The sequence below is a fragment of the Psychroserpens sp. XS_ASV72 genome, assembly GCF_041224425.1.
In the GTDB taxonomy this organism is placed as follows: domain Bacteria; phylum Bacteroidota; class Bacteroidia; order Flavobacteriales; family Flavobacteriaceae; genus Psychroserpens.
This window is the reverse complement of the sequence record NZ_JBGFGL010000077.1, coordinates 335,164-353,769: the sequence shown is the minus strand read 5'-3', so window position 1 is coordinate 353,769 and position 18,606 is coordinate 335,164. Positions and strand designations below refer to the sequence as shown.

The window sequence follows — 18,606 nt, the reverse complement described above, 5'->3', positions numbered from 1 at the left end:
AACGTTGTAGTGTTAATTTTTAACATCTTGAATTACAGTCTTATTTGTTGTGTTTATTGGTGATTTGTCAAAAAAACATGGGTTTTTTTATGATGTATGTTTTTTGTTGCGGTCTTTTTTGGAATTTTAATAATCGTAAAAACTAAATTTACGATAATAGTAATTTTGACTCAATAATCAATTAGATTTTACAACCTCTTCCTCCTCAAATCTCATCTTATCGTTGTAAAGTTCATTGTTTGAGAACTAAAGTATTCAACTAAAAAGAAATAAAATGAAGAAAAACATCTTAAAATTGGTTCTTTTCTTAATCACTACATCACTTTTTGCACAAGTTGATCAAGTTCAGGTCGTAACCGATGAAAGTGGATCTAAATTAATGGTAAATGGAAAGCCTTTCATGATTAATGGAATGAACTGGGATTATGTACCAATCGGAACTAATGTTGTCAATGCAGAATTTTATAAAAAATCTGATGATATCATTAAAGCCGGTTTAGATGCAGAAATGGCACTGTTACAAAACATGAATGTTAATGTTATTCGCCAATATACTGGTGTTCCAGCAAAATGGGTGAAGTATATCTATGAAAATTATGGTATTTATACCATGTTAAACGATTCATTTGGGCGATATGGATTAACTATTGATGGGGTATGGACACCTATTACAGATTATAATGACCCTCGAACCCAGGAATTGCTGCTTTCTGAAATTACACAAATGGTTACCGAATACAAGAATACACCTGGTATTTTAATGTATCTCTTAGGGAACGAAAACAACTATGGATTGTTTTGGCAAGGTGCTGAGACAGAGGATTTTCCTGATGGCGAAGAAAAAATAAATGCGGTAGGAGAGTTGCGCGGTCGACCAATGTATAAATTGATGAATGAGGCTACTAAGGCCATGAAAGCAATTGATGCTAATCACCCTGTTGCAATTTGTAATGGCGATTTGCTGTTTTTGGAAATCATAGCTGAAGAATGTCCTGATGTTGATATCTATGGAACGAACATGTATCGTGGAGTATCATTTGGTGATGCTTTTGAACGTGTTAAAAATGAATATGGAAAACCGATTATGTTTACTGAATTTGGTTCTGATGCTTACAATGCTATTGAGAATCAAGAGGACCAAAAAATGCAGGCATATTACATGGTCAATAATTGGAAAGAAATATATGAGAATGCTGCTGGGCTAGGAAAAGCAAATAATTCCATAGGTGGTTTTACCTTCCAATTTTCAGATGGTTGGTGGAAAGCTGGTTTTGACGACAGAAAAGATGCCGATACACAACAAACCGAATCCACATGGAATGCTGGAGGATATAAATGGGATGAAGCTTACCCAGGCGCAAATAATATGAATGAGGAATGGTTTGGTATCTGTGCTAAAGGACCAACTAATCCGAGAGGACTTTATACCTTATATCCAAGGGCAGCTTATTATGCTCTAAAGGAAGCGCACCAGTTAAATCCTTATGAAGGAGACGTCGATTTGGAATTTGTTCAAAATTATTTTAAAAATATCAATTTAATGGATGCGGTCCTAAGGGCTAGAGGCGATAAAGCAGCTCTAGGAGGAGGCAGTAGTGAGAAAATTAGATTAAGTCAGCTTAGAGCTGAATTCACAACCTTCAATACTGGTGGTAACCTCATTACAACACCAGATAATCCAGATCCAGATTCAAACCAATACCCTAATCAGTTGGGCTTTGATCACATGCAGTCTTATTTCATTGGAGTAGAAGGAAGGCCAGCGCCTCAAATGAGAGCAAGTGCCACCTTTAATGTCATAGGAAAGGTTGCTGAAAATCCAATAAATGAAATTTTCTATGAGAACAGAGCAAGACCGGTTATATCCCTTGATGCCAACGATCAGCAAATTATTGAAAACGATGTCAATAGGGTAAATGTCTACCAAGCAGAGTTTGAATGGAATGCTAAAGACTTTGATCTGAGAGGATTCTATCGTACTGGTCATTATCATTGGGGCTATGAAGGAGATTTCTTCGGATTATACCCAGAAGCAAATTATGGTCCTAACCTAGATATCTATGGCGGTGAAATCCTTGGTATAGAAGTCGATGGTAAAGGTGCAGCTAAAGGGTTAAAGGCTGCTTTCGGACCGCAATTATGGTGGGGAGCAAACCCAACAATGTTATTCAAATATCGTAAAGAGTTAGGTCACTATACAGTTACAGGTATTTATCATAGAGACATCAATACGGATTTAGAGTTTGATGAATCTGGTCGACGCGTCTTGGATGCTAATCAATTACGAAGTGGTATCATACCACCTTGGCCAACAGAAAGAGCAACATTAGTTGTTGAACGAGATTTTGGCAAATTTGGAATTATGCTTGGAGGTATTTGGGGTGGAAGTCCATTAAATGGAAGTTCGTTCCAGGATATTGATAACGGTCAAGTTGTGGTCGATAAAGTTCAAAGTAAGGATAATTGGGGTGGAAAAGCTAAAATCACTTATGAAGGCGGTAAATTTAATTGGTATGCCCAAGGATCAATTATGGGTATCGTTGCCAATGGTGGCGCTGATGCAACACGTACTTTTACAGGTTGGAAATTATTAGATTCTGGAAGTGGCAATATGTCCAACTTTTTAACTGGTTTTACTTATGGTGTTGGAGATTTTCAAATTGCTCCAAATTTCAGATGGCAAATGCCTTTGGTTGATCCTATGCCTAATGGTGTAGCTTCACCTGGTCGTTTAAGAAATGTTATTGATGATCCTTTCGCTGTTAGAAATGGAAACAGAAAATCGACTTCCGGTGAATTATTGGTCACATACGATCCTACTCCAGGAACATGGATGTATGAATGGGATAATGACAGAGCTGAAGATGCAAAATTCGCGATGAACCTTGGTTTTGTTTATCATCGTATGTCATCGGCAATGGATGCACATATTGGTTTTCAGGCGGATCGTACCTTCTTTGCTTTCCCAAATTCTGCACCTCAAGAGGATTTGTGGGAAATACACTCGAGAATAGTTTCTAAGTTAAGCACTGATTGGGGAATTATTGGAAATTTCTACTATGGAAACGGACAAGGAAATGGTGATAGTGATAGATTGATTAAGCGTTTTGGTGGTGATATCAGAATGATTTATGACAACATAAAAGTTGAAACGCACCTTAAGGTGAATGATTGGGGACCTTTTGATTACCACAGGGATTTTAACTTGACGTTCCCAGTTCAATTAATGCTTGATGTATCAACAACATTAGGTAAACCAGATTGGTTTATTTTACCTAACACCCGAATTGGGATTAGAGGAACATGGAGGTCACTAGATGAATTCTCTCCAAGATACGCACCTACAAATACATTTGCACCAAATACGTTTCCACCTCAGCCATTATTAAGTCCAGAAGGATTTAAAGACGGTAATGAATGGGAAATTAGAACATACATACACATTAATATTGGAAGATAAAAATAGCTAGATATGAAAAATATTAAATTATTCAAATTAAATAAAGCACTTGCATTAGGAATGATTATGGTCCTAGTTTTTGGGTGTGAAAGAGACGTTACAGATGATGCTGTACCAGCGACATTTCCTAATACGGCTGAAGTCTTCACCGATGCTCCTGTAGGGCTTACCGATAATTTCTTTGAATCCTTCAATCCTGCAGAGGGCTATAATACACTAGATACTTTTGAAGTTGTGGATAATGAATCTTACGAAGGAACATCATCTATAAGAATTGACGTCCCGTCTCCTGATAACCCAAATGGTTTTTTAGCAGGAGGGATATTTAGGGACCGAGGAGCTGGTCGTGATTTATCAGGTTATGATGCTTTAACATTTTGGGCTAAGGCCTCAACAACTGCAACTTTGGCGAGTGTTGGCTTTGGTGCAGATTTCGAGCAAGACAAATATCCAGTTGTTGCAAATGGGATTCAACTCACAACAAATTGGACTAAATATGTTATTCCTATTCCTGATCCTTCTGTACTTGTACAAGAAAGAGGTTTGTTTTCATATATCGCGGCTCCTTTCGATGTTTTAGGAGATGGTCCTAATGGCAATGAAATTGGATGGACATTTTGGTTGGATGAAATTCGATTTGAAAACACCGGTACAATTGGTCAAGAACGTCCTCAAATATTTAATGGTCAAGATTTAGTACAAGAAGTATTTGTTGGCTCTGACATTACAATTAGTGGCCTAGGTTATACAGTCAATTTGGCTTCTGGATTGGACCAGACTGTTTTTCCATCAGTGAATTACTTTACGTTCATGTCTTCTGATACTTCCGTAGCCACAGTATCTGAATCTGGAGTGGTATCAGTTGTAGGAAATGGTACGGCAACTATTACGGCTAAGATTGGAGATGTTTCTGCAGAAGGCTCTTTGGAAATCACTGCTGAAGGAGCATTTGTAAATGCAGAAAATCCTACACTTCCTGCTTCCGAAGTTCTCTCTGTGTATAGTGATTCTTATACAAATTTAAGTGGTCTAAATGTTGGCGCATTTAATAATGGCGACATTGCTATTTCTACTCAAGTATTTGACGGGAATGAACATATCGCATACGAAAACCTTCAATTTGTTGGTGTAGGGTGGGACACACCTATTGATATATCTGGCTATACACACGTGCATGTTGATGTTCAATTAGTTTCAGCGGGTTCATCATTTATAGTTGAATTATTGGATTTTGGACCAGATGGAGTCGATAATGGATTTGGTGATGGTTCAGCAGGTGGTTTTAATGCAACAGGTCAACTAATACAAGATCAATGGGTTGGTCTGGATATACCAATAAGTTCTTTTACTAATTCTACAGGTGGAGGAGGTACAGGTTTAACAACTTTCAATAATATTGGTTACGTTATTTTCGTATCAAATAGTGGTGATGTTTTAATTGATAACATCTACTTCTTCAATAATTAAATTAACTAAAATCTTCATTTTAATATTATGGATTTCAAGTATATAAACATAAGAACTAGAACTTTAATGGTCATATGTGTTGGTGCAATTCTTTGTTCACTAAACTGTGATACAGATGAAACTCAGGAAGTAGCTCGACTGACCAATTTAGTGATGGCAGACGAGTTCAATATCGATGGCGCGCCAGATCCTTCATTATGGACATATGAAATTGGAGACGGAACAGCTCAGGGTTTGCCTGCAGGTTGGGGAAATAATGAATTGCAATATTATACAGATAGACCTGAAAATGTCAGAGTTGAAAATGGTGTTCTTATTATGACAGCTAACGAAGAGAGCTTTGCTGGGTCTAATTATACTTCTGCAAGAATAACTACACAAGGTTTATTTGAGCAACAATACGGTCGCTTCGAGGCAAGAATAAGACTGCCTTACGGAAAAGGTATATGGCCTGCATTTTGGTTGTTGGGTAATGATTGTGATCAAAATCCTTGGCCACAATGTGGTGAAATAGATATAATGGAATATTTAGGAAATCAGCCAACAGTTGTCTTCGGAACTGTTCACGGTCCAGGATATAACGCAGGTGATTCTGTTTCAAAGGAATATCAGCTTGAGAATGATAGATTTGACAACGATTTCCACGTTTTCGGAATTGAATGGGGACCTGATTATATAAATTACTACGTTGATGGTGATTTGTATCAGAAAATTACCCCTGAACTTGTTGACGAAGAAGCGGTTAAAGATGGTGATCCTGCAAATGCAGGACAATGGGTATTTAATCGTCCGTTCTATATCATTCTGAATGTTGCTGTTGGTGGGAATTTGCCTGGTGCTCCGAACACTCAGACTGTATTCCCACAGAGTATGTACGTAGATTACGTAAGAGTTTATAACTAATAAAATATTAAATCATGAGATTTTTTCAACATAAAATAAGTTTAGTTGTCGTCGTTCTAATGTCGTTTATTATCAGTAGCTGTGAAAATGATGACGATAATGTAGGTTCTCAAGTTGCCTTAAATGCATTATTTGTAAGCGATGTTAATTTAAGAACAATTACGTTTACCAATATCTCAAGTGGTGCTGAAAGCTACTCTTGGGATTTTGGTAATGGTGACACTTCTACACTAGTCAATCCCACTGTAACATACTCTGAAAATGGAACCTATACAGTTGCTCTCACAGCATTCGATGAAAATGGAAATTCCTCTACATTTGAAAAAGCCTTCATTATTGATGCTCTCATATGTGATGATGAATTGGCTGAAAATATTGATCCAGCCAATGGTGATTTGAATTGGACTTTTTTAACAACCAATGGAGATGCAACATTTGATGCTTTTGGAGATATTAGTGGTGCTATTGTCGACAATCCTGTTTTAGGTGGCGTCAATAACAGTTGTAACGTTTATAAATACGAAAAGCTAGCAGGTTGTCAAACTTGGTCTGGAGTAGGCATAGCTTTGGCATCTTCCATAGACTTTTCAGCGACATCAAACAAGACATTTAAAATGAAAGTTTTAGCCGAAAATCAGCTTACAGATGTTACACTTCGCTTAGAGTTTATGCCATTTCCAAATACAGAACCTTCACAAGAAAGAGTCGCTAGCATTACACAGTTAGGAGAATGGCAAGAGTTAACTTTTGATTTTACGGATGTACCAAGTGGAACATTTCAAAGTGTCATTGTTTACTTTGAACGTAATGCTCCATGCGATGGAGACGTATATTATTTCGACGACATAATTCAACAATAAAATAGTACGGCTTTCGCGTTTTTTATAAATGTGAAGCCGTATTGATTTTTAAGTGAATTGAGAAGCAATCAGACATTTTATTTTATTACAACAACAGTGAATAATACAGTTAATAATTTGGAAACTAATAAGGCAATGCACATTGTAGAAATTGAGAACGAAACTTTTTTTAAGATTTCAAATAGCGATTCTATGCGTCCTTTTTTGATGAGCATTGTTAGTGATTCAAACCATTGGATGTTCATTTCCAGTAATGGTGGATTAACTGCTGGACGAAAAAATAGTGAATACGCTTTCTTTCCGTATTACACTGATGATAAGCTAACAGAATCGGCTGAAATTACGGGAAGCAAATCCATTTTTAGAATTAATTCCGAAGCGCTTTGGGAACCGTTTTCAATTCGTCAGGAAGGGTTGTATAAAACCACAAGAAATCTCTATAAAAACACCTATGGCAATAAAATCATTTTTGAGGAAGTCAATCATGATTTGGAGTTAACCTTCAGGTATCAATGGAATTCCAGTAATGATTTTGGGTTTGTAAAGAAATCAAAACTCATCAATAACTCCAATACAGTTGTAAACGTTTCTGCACTTGATGGATTTCAAAATATCATGCCTTATGGTGTACCATCAGACACACAAACGAGAGTGAGCAACTTGGTCGATGCCTATAAAAAGAGTGAACTGGAAAAGGAAGTCGGATTAGGGATTTTCGCCCTTAGTGCCATTATTGTTGATAAAGCTGAACCAAGTGAAGCTCTTAAAGCGAATATCGCATGGTCGTTGGGATTGGATAATCCAAAATACCTGTTGTCATCACTTCAGTTAAATGATTTTAGAAACGGCCAACCCATAAATGAGGAAGTTGATATTAGAGCTGAGAAGGGTGCTTATTTTGTTAATACGGATTTCAAACTGCCTCCTGAAAGTTTTAAAGAATGGATGTTGATTGGTAATGTGAATCAAGATCACAATGCCGTTGCTGAAATCACTTATAAAATTAAGCACGATAAAAATTTAGCTCATGCTGTATTAGCTGATATTGAAACGGGTACCAAACGCTTGATACAGCTCAATGCTGCTTCAGATGCATTACAGTTTACAGCAGATAAGCAAAGGGATACACGTCATTTTTCAAATACGTTATTCAACATTATGCGCGGTGGCATTTTTGATGACAATTATCAAATTGAAAAATGGGACTTCAAAAATTATTTGTACAAAGCCAACCGAAATGTCTACTCTAAAACATTAGGTGTTTTTGATGATATGCCTGAGACGTTTTCTGTGTTTTATTTAAAAAAGTTAGCTTATTTAAATGAGGACAAGAATTTTAGAAGACTGTGTCTGGAATATATGCCTTTGAAATTCAGTAGGCGACATGGTGATCCTAGTCGACCTTGGAATAAATTCTCCATAAATACGAGAAGTGAGGTCGATGGTTCAAAAATTTTGGATTATGAAGGTAATTGGCGAGATATTTTCCAAAACTGGGAAGCCTTGGCTCATGCCTATCCAGAGTTTATTGAAAGCATGATCCATAAGTTTTTAAATGCGACTACGTTTGATGGTTACAATCCTTATCGGGTAACCAAGGACGGATTTGATTGGGAGACCATTGAGCCTGACGATCCATGGTCTTACATCGGATATTGGGGCGACCATCAAATTATTTATTTACTGAAATTTTTGGAATTCATTGAAGGTCACTATCCAGGACGCTTAAAAACCTATTTCAATAAAGATTTATTTGTATATGCTAATGTGCCTTATCGTATCAAGTCTTATGAGGATATTCTGAAAAATCCAAAGGATACCATCGATTTTGATGAGGCATTAGATCATAGGATCAGAGAAAACCGAAAGGAGATGGGAGCCGATGGAGCACTACTAAGAGATAAGGATGGTTCGATATGTAAGGTCAATTTTATTGAGAAAATTTTGGCTTCAGTATTGGCGAAGGTGTCAAATTTTATTCCCGAAGCAGGTATTTGGATGAATACGCAACGTCCAGAGTGGAATGATGCCAACAATGCCTTGGTTGGAAATGGTGTTTCGATGGTAACCTTATATTATTTAAGACGTTTCCTGAATTTTTTCAAAACATTGATTACAGATACAGAGGAGGAAGTAATAGAAATATCTGAAGAATTACTGCAGTGTTTCAATCAAATGTCGTCGACATTAAAAACTCATACGCATCTGCTCGAAAAATCAATTTCCGATACAGAGAGAAAAACAATTTTAGATGGCTTAGGACAAGCAGCCAGTAATTACCGAAACCACATATACAATAATGCTTTTACTGGAAATAAATCAACATTATCATTGAGTTCATTTAGCGACTTTGTTGAAACAACCTTGAATTTTCTAGAGCATAGCATTAAAGCCAATAAGCGTGCAGATAATCTCTATCATGCTTATAATTTAATGACTGTTGAAAATGAGAATGAGATTTCTATTGATTATCTCGATGAAATGTTGGAAGGACAGGTTGCTGTTTTGAGTTCTGGATACTTAAATGCTTCTGAAGTTTTGGGAGTTTTAGACGCCATGAAACAAAGTAAACTTTTCAGAGAGGATCAGTACAGTTATTTATTGTATCCTAATAAGGAGTTGCCAAGGTTTACTGAAAAAAATACAGTACCTGAAGTGGCGGTTGAAACGTCACAACTGCTTCAGCAAATGTTGAAGGATGGTAATCGTCAAATTATTTCCAAAGACATTGATGGTAATTATCACTTCAACGGAAACTTTAACAATGCCAATAGTTTAAAGACGGCATTATCAAATCTTAAGCAAACCAAATATGCTGAATTGGCAAGTCAAGAGACCAATCAATTATTAGATGTTTTTGAATCGGTATTTAATCACAAAGCCTTTACAGGTAGATCTGGAACTTTTTATGGTTATGAAGGTTTAGGCTCCATTTATTGGCATATGGTCTCGAAATTGCAATTGGCTGTCCAGGAATGTTGTTTGCAGGCTATAGAACAAAATGCTTCAGATGAAGTTATTGGAAGATTATTAGAGCATTATTATGAAATAAATGAAGGTATTGGTGCTCATAAACCTCCAAAACTGTATGGCGCATTTCCAACAGATCCATATTCGCATACTCCAGCTGGAAGAGGTGCTCAACAACCAGGAATGACTGGTCAAGTTAAAGAGGATATTCTATCGCGAATAGGTGAATTAGGAGTCTTTGTTCATGATGGACAAATCACCTTTAATCCATGTATGTTACGTAAGGATGAATTTTTATCAAAATCAGATTCATTTAATTATATCACGTTAGATAATTCACCGAATACACTAGCTCTAGAAAGTGATTCGCTCGCATTCACTTATTGCCAAGTTCCTGTCATTTATAAAATGCATTCGGATAGTCAAATAGATATTTATAAAATGGATGGTTCTGTTGAACATATTGGCGGTTTGACTTTAAACAAGTCATTAAGCTCAGAATTATTTGAGCGCAACAATACTATTGAAAAATTGATTGTTTCTGTAAATAAAACAATTTTAAAATAAGAAGCATGATCTGGAAGATGAACATAGTAGTGATAATGGTTATTTCATTGTTTATGTTGTCTTGTAAGCAAAACCCAAAATCTGATAATGAAATGCAAAAACCTAAACAAGTAACAGCTGAGGATATTTTAGGTAATCCCGATTATTTAGCAATTTCCTATGGTGGTTATCGTGCCAAGTCAAGAGACAGCCAGCCTTCAGTAAAGCAGTTGAAGGAGGATATGAAACTCTTATCAGCAATGGGAATTAAAGTGTTGCGTACTTATAACGTCCAATTGCCACATGCGTCTAATGTTTTAAAAGCAATTACAGAGCTTAAGGAAGAAGATTCTGATTTTGAAATGTATGTGATGCTCGGAGCATGGATCGATTGCTTAAACGCATGGACTGACCAACCTGTAAATCATGATATTGAAAGTCCGCAAAACGCTGGTGAGATTGAACGTGCCGTTAAGTTAGCTAATCAATATCCAGACATTGTAAAAGTGCTTGCGGTTGGTAATGAAGCAATGGTAAAATGGGCTGCGAGTTACTATGTTCAGCCTAAAGTCATCTTGAAATGGGTAAAACATCTTCAGAACTTAAAAAATGAAGGAAAGTTGCCAAAAACATTATGGATTACAAGTTCTGATGACTTTGCATCTTGGGGAGGAGGCGAAGACTCTTATCATGTGAAGGATTTAGAAGAATTGATCAAAGCGGTTGACTATATTTCCATGCATACGTATCCCTATCATAACACACATTACAACCCAGAATTTTGGGGTGTTCCAGAAAGTGAATCGAACTTACCTAACATCGAGAAGATCGATAATGCCATGCATCGTGCTTTGGAGTTTGCTAAAAAGCAATACGATAGCGTGACCAACTACATGAAAAGTTTAGGTGTCAACAAACCAATCCATATAGGAGAAACAGGTTGGGCATCTGTTTCAAAAGGATTTTACGGAGATAACGGATCAAGAGCAACAGACGAATATAAACAAGGTGTTTACTATAAATTAATGCGAGAGTGGACCAATGCCAATGGAATTTCGTGTTTTTATTTTGAAGCCTTTAACGAACAATGGAAAGATGCCGAACATCCAAATGGTTCAGAAAACCACTTCGGTTTGTTCACAATAGATGGACAGGCTAAATATCCTATTTGGAATTTAGTTGACAAAGGAGTTTTTAATGGTCTTTCCAGAGGTGGAAAATCGATTAGAAAAACCTATGGAGGTGATGTAAATGAATTAATGAAAGAAGTAAAAGTGCCACCCGCTTTAAATGAAATTATGGCCAATAGGTAATTATCAAAACTAAAGAATATGAAAACATTACAATATGTGTTCTGTTCCCTGTTTTTATTTATGATGATGAGTTGTACAGAAAAGCAAGAACAATTAAAAGTCAAGGTTGTTGAAACTTCTGCAAGTGGAAATAAGCTTGCTAAAGTTCCTCTACTGCAAACTGATGACTCGTTGATGACAATTAAAATTTCCCCAGAAATAACGTATCAAAAGATTACAGGTTTTGGAGGTGCATTTACGGAATCATCTGCCTATTTGCTGAATAAATTAAGTAAGGAAAACCGAGAAAAAATTCTGAAGGCTTATTTTTCTAAAGATGGTGCCAATTATTCTTTAACGAGAACACACATGAATTCGTGTGACTTTTCTTTGAACCAATATTCTTATGCTCCTGTAGAAGAGGATATGGATCTAGAGCACTTTTCAGTAAATGAAGATAAGGATGATTTAATTCCAATGATCAAGGACGCTATAGCAACTTCAGAAGAAGGGTTTAAAATTTTTGCTTCACCTTGGACTGCACCACCTTGGATGAAGGACAACAAGGAATGGGTAGGAGGAAAGTTATTGCCTAAATACTATGATACCTGGGCATTGTTCTTTTCAAAATACATTGATGCTTACAAATCAGAAGGAATTGATATTTGGGGATTCACTGTTGAAAATGAACCTCACGGTAATGGTAATAACTGGGAAAGTATGCATTTTACTCCAGAGGAAATGACCGATTTTGTACAGCATCATTTAGGTCCGAAATTAGAAAGGGATGGCCATGGTGATAAAATCATTTTGGGATACGATCAGAATAGGGCCGGACTTAAAGAATGGGTAGATGTCATGTATAGGGATGAAGCATCATCTAAATACTTCGATGGAACAGCTATCCATTGGTATGAAAGCACGTATGAGGTGTTTCCAGAGGCTTTACAATACGCACATCATAAAGCACCCAATAAATTTTTGATTGAAACTGAAGGTTGCGTGGATTCTGAAGTGCCAAAATGGAAAGATGATTTATGGTATTGGTCTAAGGAAGCAACAGATTGGGGCTGGGACTGGGCAGCAGAAGACGAAAAATACTTGCATCCAAAATATGCACCTGTAAACCGTTATGCACGTGATATTATAGGTTGTTTGAATAATTGGGTTGATGGTTGGGTCGATTGGAATATGGTTCTAGACCGTCAAGGTGGACCAAATTGGTTTAAGAATTGGTGTGTGGCTCCAGTTATTGTGGACCCAGAAAATGATGAGATTTATTTTACACCGTTGTATTATACAATGGCTCATTTCAGCAAGTATATTCGTCCCAATGCTGAAATTATTGATGTAAATAATCCTGATAAGGAATTATTGGTGTCAGCGGCTAAAAACCCAGACCTATCTATAGCTGTTGTAGTATTCAATGAAGGTCCTAACGAAAAATCCTTCGAGTTGGACATCGACTCAAAAAAAGCGAAAATTAAGATCAGTCCCCAAGCATTACAGACGATAATAATCCCAACTAAAACACAATAATCATGTCACATTACAAAACTGCTGCAAAAGATAAAGTGCCTATTGGACAAAAAGCTGCATTTGGTGCAGGACATTTTATTTTGAATATTCTACCTGGTACATTAGGTGTTTTTATTCAATTCTTTTTGTTAACAGCTTGGGGAGTCGATCCACTATGGGCTGGTCTTTTAGGAGGTTTACCAAGAATATTTGATGCCATCACAGATCCAATTATGGGATTCATTTCTGATAACACCAAATCGAGATGGGGAAGACGAAGACCATATATTTTCTTAGGAGCCATTATAAGCGGAATTTTATTCTTTTTAATGTGGCAACTTGATGATAATGCCTCGCAGACCTATATCATTTGGCATGTCATGATTTTACAAATCCTTTTTCTTGTTGGAAATACAATGTTTGCAACACCACTTGTAGGTTTAGGTTATGAGATGACTTCAGATTATAATGAACGTACAAGATTGATGGCATTTTCAAATACCATGGGACAAATTGCTTGGATGATTGTTCCTTGGCTATATGTTATCATTCCAGATTCTGAAACCTTCAATACGCAAACTGAAGGTGTCCGTACAATGGCGCTTATTGTTGGAGCTATGTGTGTGGTTTTTGGAGTATTACCAGCTTTGTTTTGTAAAGGGATTGATTCCGCACATATGGAAAACAGAAAGGAAATCAATTTTAAGACTTTAGCAGCTAATATGAAAGAATTGTTTTCTGGAATAGTACAAGTTTCAAAAAACAAGCCTTTTATGAAATTATGTGGTGCTACTTTTTTGGTCTTTAACGGATTTCAATTAGTGGCAGCATTTGGTGTATTTATAATCGTTTTTTATATGTATACCGGAAGCTATGAGCTTGCTGGAACTTGGCCTGCTTGGTTTAATACGATTAATGCCATGATTACGGCTTTTATTGTTATCCCTATCATATCTAAAATGGCTAATAAATGGGGAAAAAAGAGAGCGTTTATAATTTCAACAATGTTATCAATAATTGGTTATATACTGAAATGGTGGGGATTTGATAAAGACCTTAATGCCCAGTTTAACCAAACCAGTTTAGGTCAAAGTCTTAATTCAGGAGTTGGTTCAGTATTTGAATCTATTAATCCATTTTTAGATCAAGTTGGAATGTCTTGGTTCAGTATTGAACATGGAAGCGAGATTCCGTGGTTAATCTTTTTACCAATTCCTCTTTTTGCATTTGGAATGGGAGGTTTATTTACCTTAATGATGTCAATGACGGCAGATGTATGTGATTTGGATGAGTTAGAAAATGGCATGCCGAGAAAAGAAGGGACTTTTGGTGCTATCTATTGGTGGATGGTAAAATTGGGTCAAGCTATCGCTTTGGTTTTAGGTGGATTGATCTTAAAAATAGTTGGTTTCGATCCAAATATAACTGAACAGTCCGTTGAAACGATGAATAGATTACGAATAGCAGACATTATAATTCCATCATTTACAGCGGCTTTAGCAATTTGGGTCATGTGGAAATATAGCTTAACAGAAGATAGAGCTAGAAAAATTAAAAAAGAACTTGTTGAAAGACGAGGAGAACTATAAAATCAAAAAGTTAGAACATGTCGTATAGAGATCAAGATTATCATAAACATTCAGGAATCAATTTTGTTGAGCATTCCGGAATTGATTTCAGTGATTACTCATTCGAGGAATTAAAAGCTTTATGGCGTTCAACCTTAAATAAAGGGATGCATGGAATTTGCTTTAGTATGTATGAAGATGGTCAAGAACCAGGTGATGTAATTACTGAAGCTCAAGTAGAGCGTCGCATCAAAATTTTAAAGCCTTATTCAAAATGGGTGCGTTCCTTCTCTTGTATTGAAGGCAATGAACATATTCCAAGAATAGCCCATAAACATGGAATGAAAACTATGGTTGGTGCTTGGTTGGGAGATGATAAAGAGGACAATGAAAAAGAACTTGAAGGATTGATTCAATTAGCTAATGAGGGTGTTGTTGATATTGCAGCAGTAGGTAATGAAGTTTTATATCGCAACGATTTAACCTTGGAAGAACTATTAGATTATATAAGACGTGTTAAAAAGGCTATACCTCATATAGCTGTAGGTTATGTTGATGCATATTATGAATTTTCTAGACACCCAGAATTGGTTGAAGTAAGTGATGTTGTTCTTAGTAATTGTTATCCGTATTGGGAAGGTTGTCATATTGATGGTTCTCTAGCACACATGCAACAAATGTATGGCCAAGCTGTTGATGCAGCTAAAGGAAAGAAGGTTATCATTACTGAAACGGGTTGGCCAAGTCAAGGGAGTAGTCTTAAAGGAGCAGCATCTAACGAGGTCAATGCTATGAGATATTTTATCAATAGCCAAGTATGGTCTGCTAAAGCTAATATTGAAATGTTCTATTTCTCGTCTTTTGATGAATCATGGAAAACAGGTGATGAAGGTGATGTAGGTGCATTTTGGGGACTGTGGGATAAGCATGAGAAATTAAAATTTTAATGGGATGGATTGCAACATCTCATGTAGCAAATGGTTGTGTAAGGCTTTACAGAACCCATAATCAGTATGGTTCAAATTTATATAATGCAATAAAGGTCTTAACAAGTTAAAATTAAACCACAACATTACCTATACACAAGTGTAAATAACACCATTAACGTTATTTTAAGATTTGATATTTAAACCTAAAAAAGTCAGTGATAATGGTATTTTCAAGATGATTTAAATTTTTAGCGTTTTTTTTTAATCTGTATGTTTTTTGTTGAGGTTGATTTGTGGAATTCATACTTTTTTAAACCTATTTTTATGATAATAACAAAAAAACAATTTAATAATCTCTAATTCTATAATTATGAAGAAAATTACTTTTTTATCTTTTCTCTTGACATCTTTTATGATGTTCGGACAAACAACACTTTGGGATTTTGAAGATCCGGGTGTGCTACCGCAATTCCAATTTGGTAATTTAGGCTTTGGAAATATTGTGAATCCTGATACTAATGGGAATGCTTCAGCTCGTGTTCTTGAAGTCAATAAACCAGATTCAGCCGATTGGTTCGGTGGTTTTGGTTTCGAAACGCCAGGATCAGCTTTGATCGACCTTGCTAATGGTACTGAATTCACTATGCAAGTTTGGGCTCCTGTAGCTGGACAGAGTATTCGATTTCAGATTCAAATTGGTTTAAGTGGTGAGCCTACTTATAACAGAGATGTTGTTATTGCAAATGCTGGTGTTTGGACAGATGTAACTTTCGATTTTACTGACCAACCTGGTTTAACCGGTTCCGAGCAATATTCGGTATTGGTAATTCAACCAAATTATGATCCTGCTTGTGAAGGTAATCCAGCATGTACTACAGTTGGTGCTGGAAATGGTGGCATTTGGTATATAGACAATATTGTTCAAGTTGGAGATGTAGTAGATCCAAATGAAGATGCATCACTCTCTGATTTGACTTTAGATGGGATGACCGTTTCAGGCTTTTCTCCAAATACTTTGACATACGATGTTGAGTTACCTAACGGAACAACAATGGCACCAACGGTTGCTGGTGTTGCTACCCAAGCTGGTAATGGGTCTTCTAGTGTTAGTGTTACACAAGCTTCTGGTGTGCCAGGAACTGCTACTCTCGATGTAACGGCTCCTAATGGTGTAAATATGCAAACCTATACAGTTAACTTTACTGAACTTCCAGCGTTACCACCAGCTGCACCAACACCACCAAATCAAGCTGCAATTTCTATTATTAGTGATGTATACTCTAACATAAATGTTCCTCAAGTTGATACATTTGGAGGAGCCTTAACTAATTTTGACTTAAATACGGATGGAAATGATGAAGCACGCTCAATATTAGGCGGTTCTGGATTCCAATTTAACTGGTTCCCTGGAAGTGCTTTTGTCGATATTACTGCTGCAGCTATGATGCATGTTGATATTTATTGTGAAAACCTTGCAGATAACGATGTGCTAAGAATTCGATTGCTTGATCCTGATCCAGGCGCTAATGGTGCTAATATTGCAAGGGTTGAATTAGATGCTGTCGATTCAGGGACTTGGGTATCAGTAGATTTAATGTTACCTAGTGGTGGAAATTTAAACGACTTTGGAGATATTGATAGTGCTGCGTCACCAGTTGATTTATCACAATTGTCATTAGTGCAATTCAATACGCTGGATTTAGGAAGTAGTTTAGGGTCAAAAGAAGTGTTTTTAAGTAATATCTATTTTTATGGAGGTACGCTTTCAACACCAGAATCGGCATCAACCGAATTCAAAGTGTTCCCTAATCCAACACAAAATAATTGGACTGTAGTTTCTAATACAGTGGTTACACAAGTTCAGGTATTTGATATTTTAGGCAAAGAAGTATTGACTGTTAATCCAAATCAATCCGTTAGTAGAATTGATGCAACAGCCTTGAACAAAGGGGTTTACTTCGCAATCATTACTACTGATTCAGGTTCAGATACTGTAAAGTTGGTCAAAAACTAATATTTGTTTTTAAATTAAAATTAAAGAGTGTATTTTTATCAAGTACACTCTTTTTTTATTATGGTTACATTAAAGCATTTGGCAGAACAATTGAACGTCTCGGTTTCAACCGTTTCTAAAGCATTGCATGATAGCGAGGAAATCAGTCCAGAAACTATTGAACGTGTCAAGGCCTTGGCGAAACATCTTAATTATAAACCCAATAAAGTAGCCTTAAGCCTTAAGAGTAGTTCCACCAAAACTATAGGTGTATTAATACCTAATATATTGAACCATTTTTTTGCTAAAGCACTTTTTGCTATTGAAAAAGAAGCGTCCAAAAACGGTTACAATATCATCACTTGCCTCACTAATGAAGAGAAATCAAAAGAAATAAACAGCTTACAACTGCTGTCTGATGGCAGTGTTGATGGATTTATCATGTCGATTGCAGAAGAGTCCCAAAAAGCAAATCAAGTAGAGCATATAAACAGCATACTTAACCACAATATTCCAGTGGTACTTTTTGATAGGGTTTCTGATGATATCGATTGCGATAAAGTCATTATAGATGATTTTGGAGCAGCTTACAATGCTACAAAACAATTATTGTCTGAAGGGAGAAAGCACATTGTTCTTATTGGTGATATTCATAATCTTAGTGTTGGAAAGTTAAGAACCAACGGTTATAGAAAGGCTCTTGAAGAAAGCACATCGTATAAAAACCAGCCTCATATCCTTACGATTGCCAAAGATGATATGGTCGAAGATACCATTCTTACACTTTTTAAACAAAATCCATCAATTGATGGTATTGTGTCTATTGACAATACATCTGGTGTGGTTGCACTTCAGAAAGCTCTGAAGCTAAAGTATAAAATACCAGAGAAACTATCCATAATCGGTTTTTCTGATGATAATGTCCTTCAGTTTACAGATCCAAAATTATCTACAATTTCACAACACACTATTGATATCGGCCAAGCATCGGTTCGGCTTCTGTTGAATCGTTTAAAATCAAAAGATAAAGAAGCTTACCAAACGCAAACTATTAAGACAAAACTAAACTTGCGTCAGACCACAAAATAGTTTTCTCATAC

General features: G+C 36.3%; 11 protein-coding genes. All 11 read left to right on the top strand.

The features are described from left to right. Positions 1-274 precede the first annotated feature (274 nt). The 11 genes from AB9K26_RS10425 to AB9K26_RS10375 all read left to right on the top strand — a co-directional run bounded on the left by AB9K26_RS10425 (position 275) and on the right by AB9K26_RS10375 (position 18,595). Positions 275-3,460, top strand: coding sequence for a glycoside hydrolase family 2 TIM barrel-domain containing protein (locus AB9K26_RS10425; protein WP_369972511.1), 3,186 nt, complete (start codon positions 275-277; stop codon positions 3,458-3,460). A gap of 12 nt (positions 3,461-3,472) precedes the next feature. Beyond that, complete coding sequence (locus AB9K26_RS10420) at positions 3,473-4,927, top strand: Ig-like domain-containing protein (protein WP_369972510.1); 1,455 nt, start codon at positions 3,473-3,475, stop codon at positions 4,925-4,927. 27 nt (positions 4,928-4,954) lie between these two features. Beyond that, the gene (locus AB9K26_RS10415) at positions 4,955-5,830 is read left to right on the top strand and encodes a family 16 glycosylhydrolase (RefSeq protein WP_369972509.1); all 876 of its coding nucleotides are present in this window, start codon (positions 4,955-4,957) and stop codon (positions 5,828-5,830) included. A 14-nt stretch (positions 5,831-5,844) separates the two neighbouring features. Continuing rightward, positions 5,845-6,690 carry a PKD domain-containing protein gene (locus AB9K26_RS10410; protein WP_369972508.1) on the top strand — a complete coding sequence of 282 codons (846 nt, stop codon included), beginning with the start codon at positions 5,845-5,847 and terminating at the stop codon, positions 6,688-6,690. Positions 6,691-6,825: 135 nt separating this feature from the next. After that, positions 6,826-10,227, top strand: coding sequence for a hypothetical protein (locus tag AB9K26_RS10405; RefSeq protein WP_369972595.1), 3,402 nt, complete (start codon positions 6,826-6,828; stop codon positions 10,225-10,227). A gap of 17 nt (positions 10,228-10,244) precedes the next feature. Further along, positions 10,245-11,519: a glycosyl hydrolase family 17 protein gene (locus AB9K26_RS10400; RefSeq protein ID WP_369972507.1), complete on the top strand. Its 1,275-nt coding sequence runs from the start codon at positions 10,245-10,247 to the stop codon at positions 11,517-11,519. An 18-nt stretch (positions 11,520-11,537) separates the two neighbouring features. Continuing rightward, positions 11,538-13,037, top strand: a complete 1,500-nt coding sequence (locus AB9K26_RS10395) for a glycoside hydrolase family 30 beta sandwich domain-containing protein (protein WP_369972506.1) — start codon at positions 11,538-11,540, stop codon at positions 13,035-13,037. Between the two features lie 2 nt (positions 13,038-13,039). Then, positions 13,040-14,605 carry an MFS transporter gene (locus tag AB9K26_RS10390; RefSeq protein ID WP_369972505.1) on the top strand — a complete coding sequence of 522 codons (1,566 nt, stop codon included), beginning with the start codon at positions 13,040-13,042 and terminating at the stop codon, positions 14,603-14,605. Between the two features lie 17 nt (positions 14,606-14,622). Continuing rightward, positions 14,623-15,531: a glycosyl hydrolase family 17 protein gene (locus tag AB9K26_RS10385; protein WP_369972504.1), complete on the top strand. Its 909-nt coding sequence runs from the start codon at positions 14,623-14,625 to the stop codon at positions 15,529-15,531. Positions 15,532-15,883: 352 nt separating this feature from the next. Next, the gene (locus AB9K26_RS10380) at positions 15,884-17,527 is read left to right on the top strand and encodes a T9SS type A sorting domain-containing protein (RefSeq protein ID WP_369972503.1); all 1,644 of its coding nucleotides are present in this window, start codon (positions 15,884-15,886) and stop codon (positions 17,525-17,527) included. Positions 17,528-17,587: 60 nt separating this feature from the next. After that, entirely contained in the window at positions 17,588-18,595 is a 1,008-nt protein-coding gene (locus AB9K26_RS10375; protein WP_369972502.1) for a LacI family DNA-binding transcriptional regulator, read from the top strand. Positions 18,596-18,606 lie beyond the last annotated feature (11 nt).

Excerpts from the sequence above, each read along its gene's own strand:
- AB9K26_RS10410 (WP_369972508.1), top strand. The coding sequence starts at position 5,845 with ATGAGATTTTTTCAACATAAAATAAGTTTAGTTGTCGTCGTTCTAATG.
- AB9K26_RS10425 (WP_369972511.1), top strand. The coding sequence starts at position 275 with ATGAAGAAAAACATCTTAAAATTGGTTCTTTTCTTAATCACTACATCA.
- AB9K26_RS10415 (WP_369972509.1), top strand. The coding sequence starts at position 4,955 with ATGGATTTCAAGTATATAAACATAAGAACTAGAACTTTAATGGTCATA.
- AB9K26_RS10395 (WP_369972506.1), top strand. The coding sequence starts at position 11,538 with ATGAAAACATTACAATATGTGTTCTGTTCCCTGTTTTTATTTATGATG.
- AB9K26_RS10380 (WP_369972503.1), top strand. The coding sequence starts at position 15,884 with ATGAAGAAAATTACTTTTTTATCTTTTCTCTTGACATCTTTTATGATG.
- AB9K26_RS10400 (WP_369972507.1), top strand. The coding sequence starts at position 10,245 with ATGAACATAGTAGTGATAATGGTTATTTCATTGTTTATGTTGTCTTGT.
- AB9K26_RS10405 (WP_369972595.1), top strand. The coding sequence starts at position 6,826 with ATGCACATTGTAGAAATTGAGAACGAAACTTTTTTTAAGATTTCAAAT.
- AB9K26_RS10390 (WP_369972505.1), top strand. The coding sequence starts at position 13,040 with ATGTCACATTACAAAACTGCTGCAAAAGATAAAGTGCCTATTGGACAA.
- AB9K26_RS10375 (WP_369972502.1), top strand. The coding sequence starts at position 17,588 with ATGGTTACATTAAAGCATTTGGCAGAACAATTGAACGTCTCGGTTTCA.
- AB9K26_RS10385 (WP_369972504.1), top strand. The coding sequence starts at position 14,623 with ATGTCGTATAGAGATCAAGATTATCATAAACATTCAGGAATCAATTTT.
- AB9K26_RS10420 (WP_369972510.1), top strand. The coding sequence starts at position 3,473 with ATGAAAAATATTAAATTATTCAAATTAAATAAAGCACTTGCATTAGGA.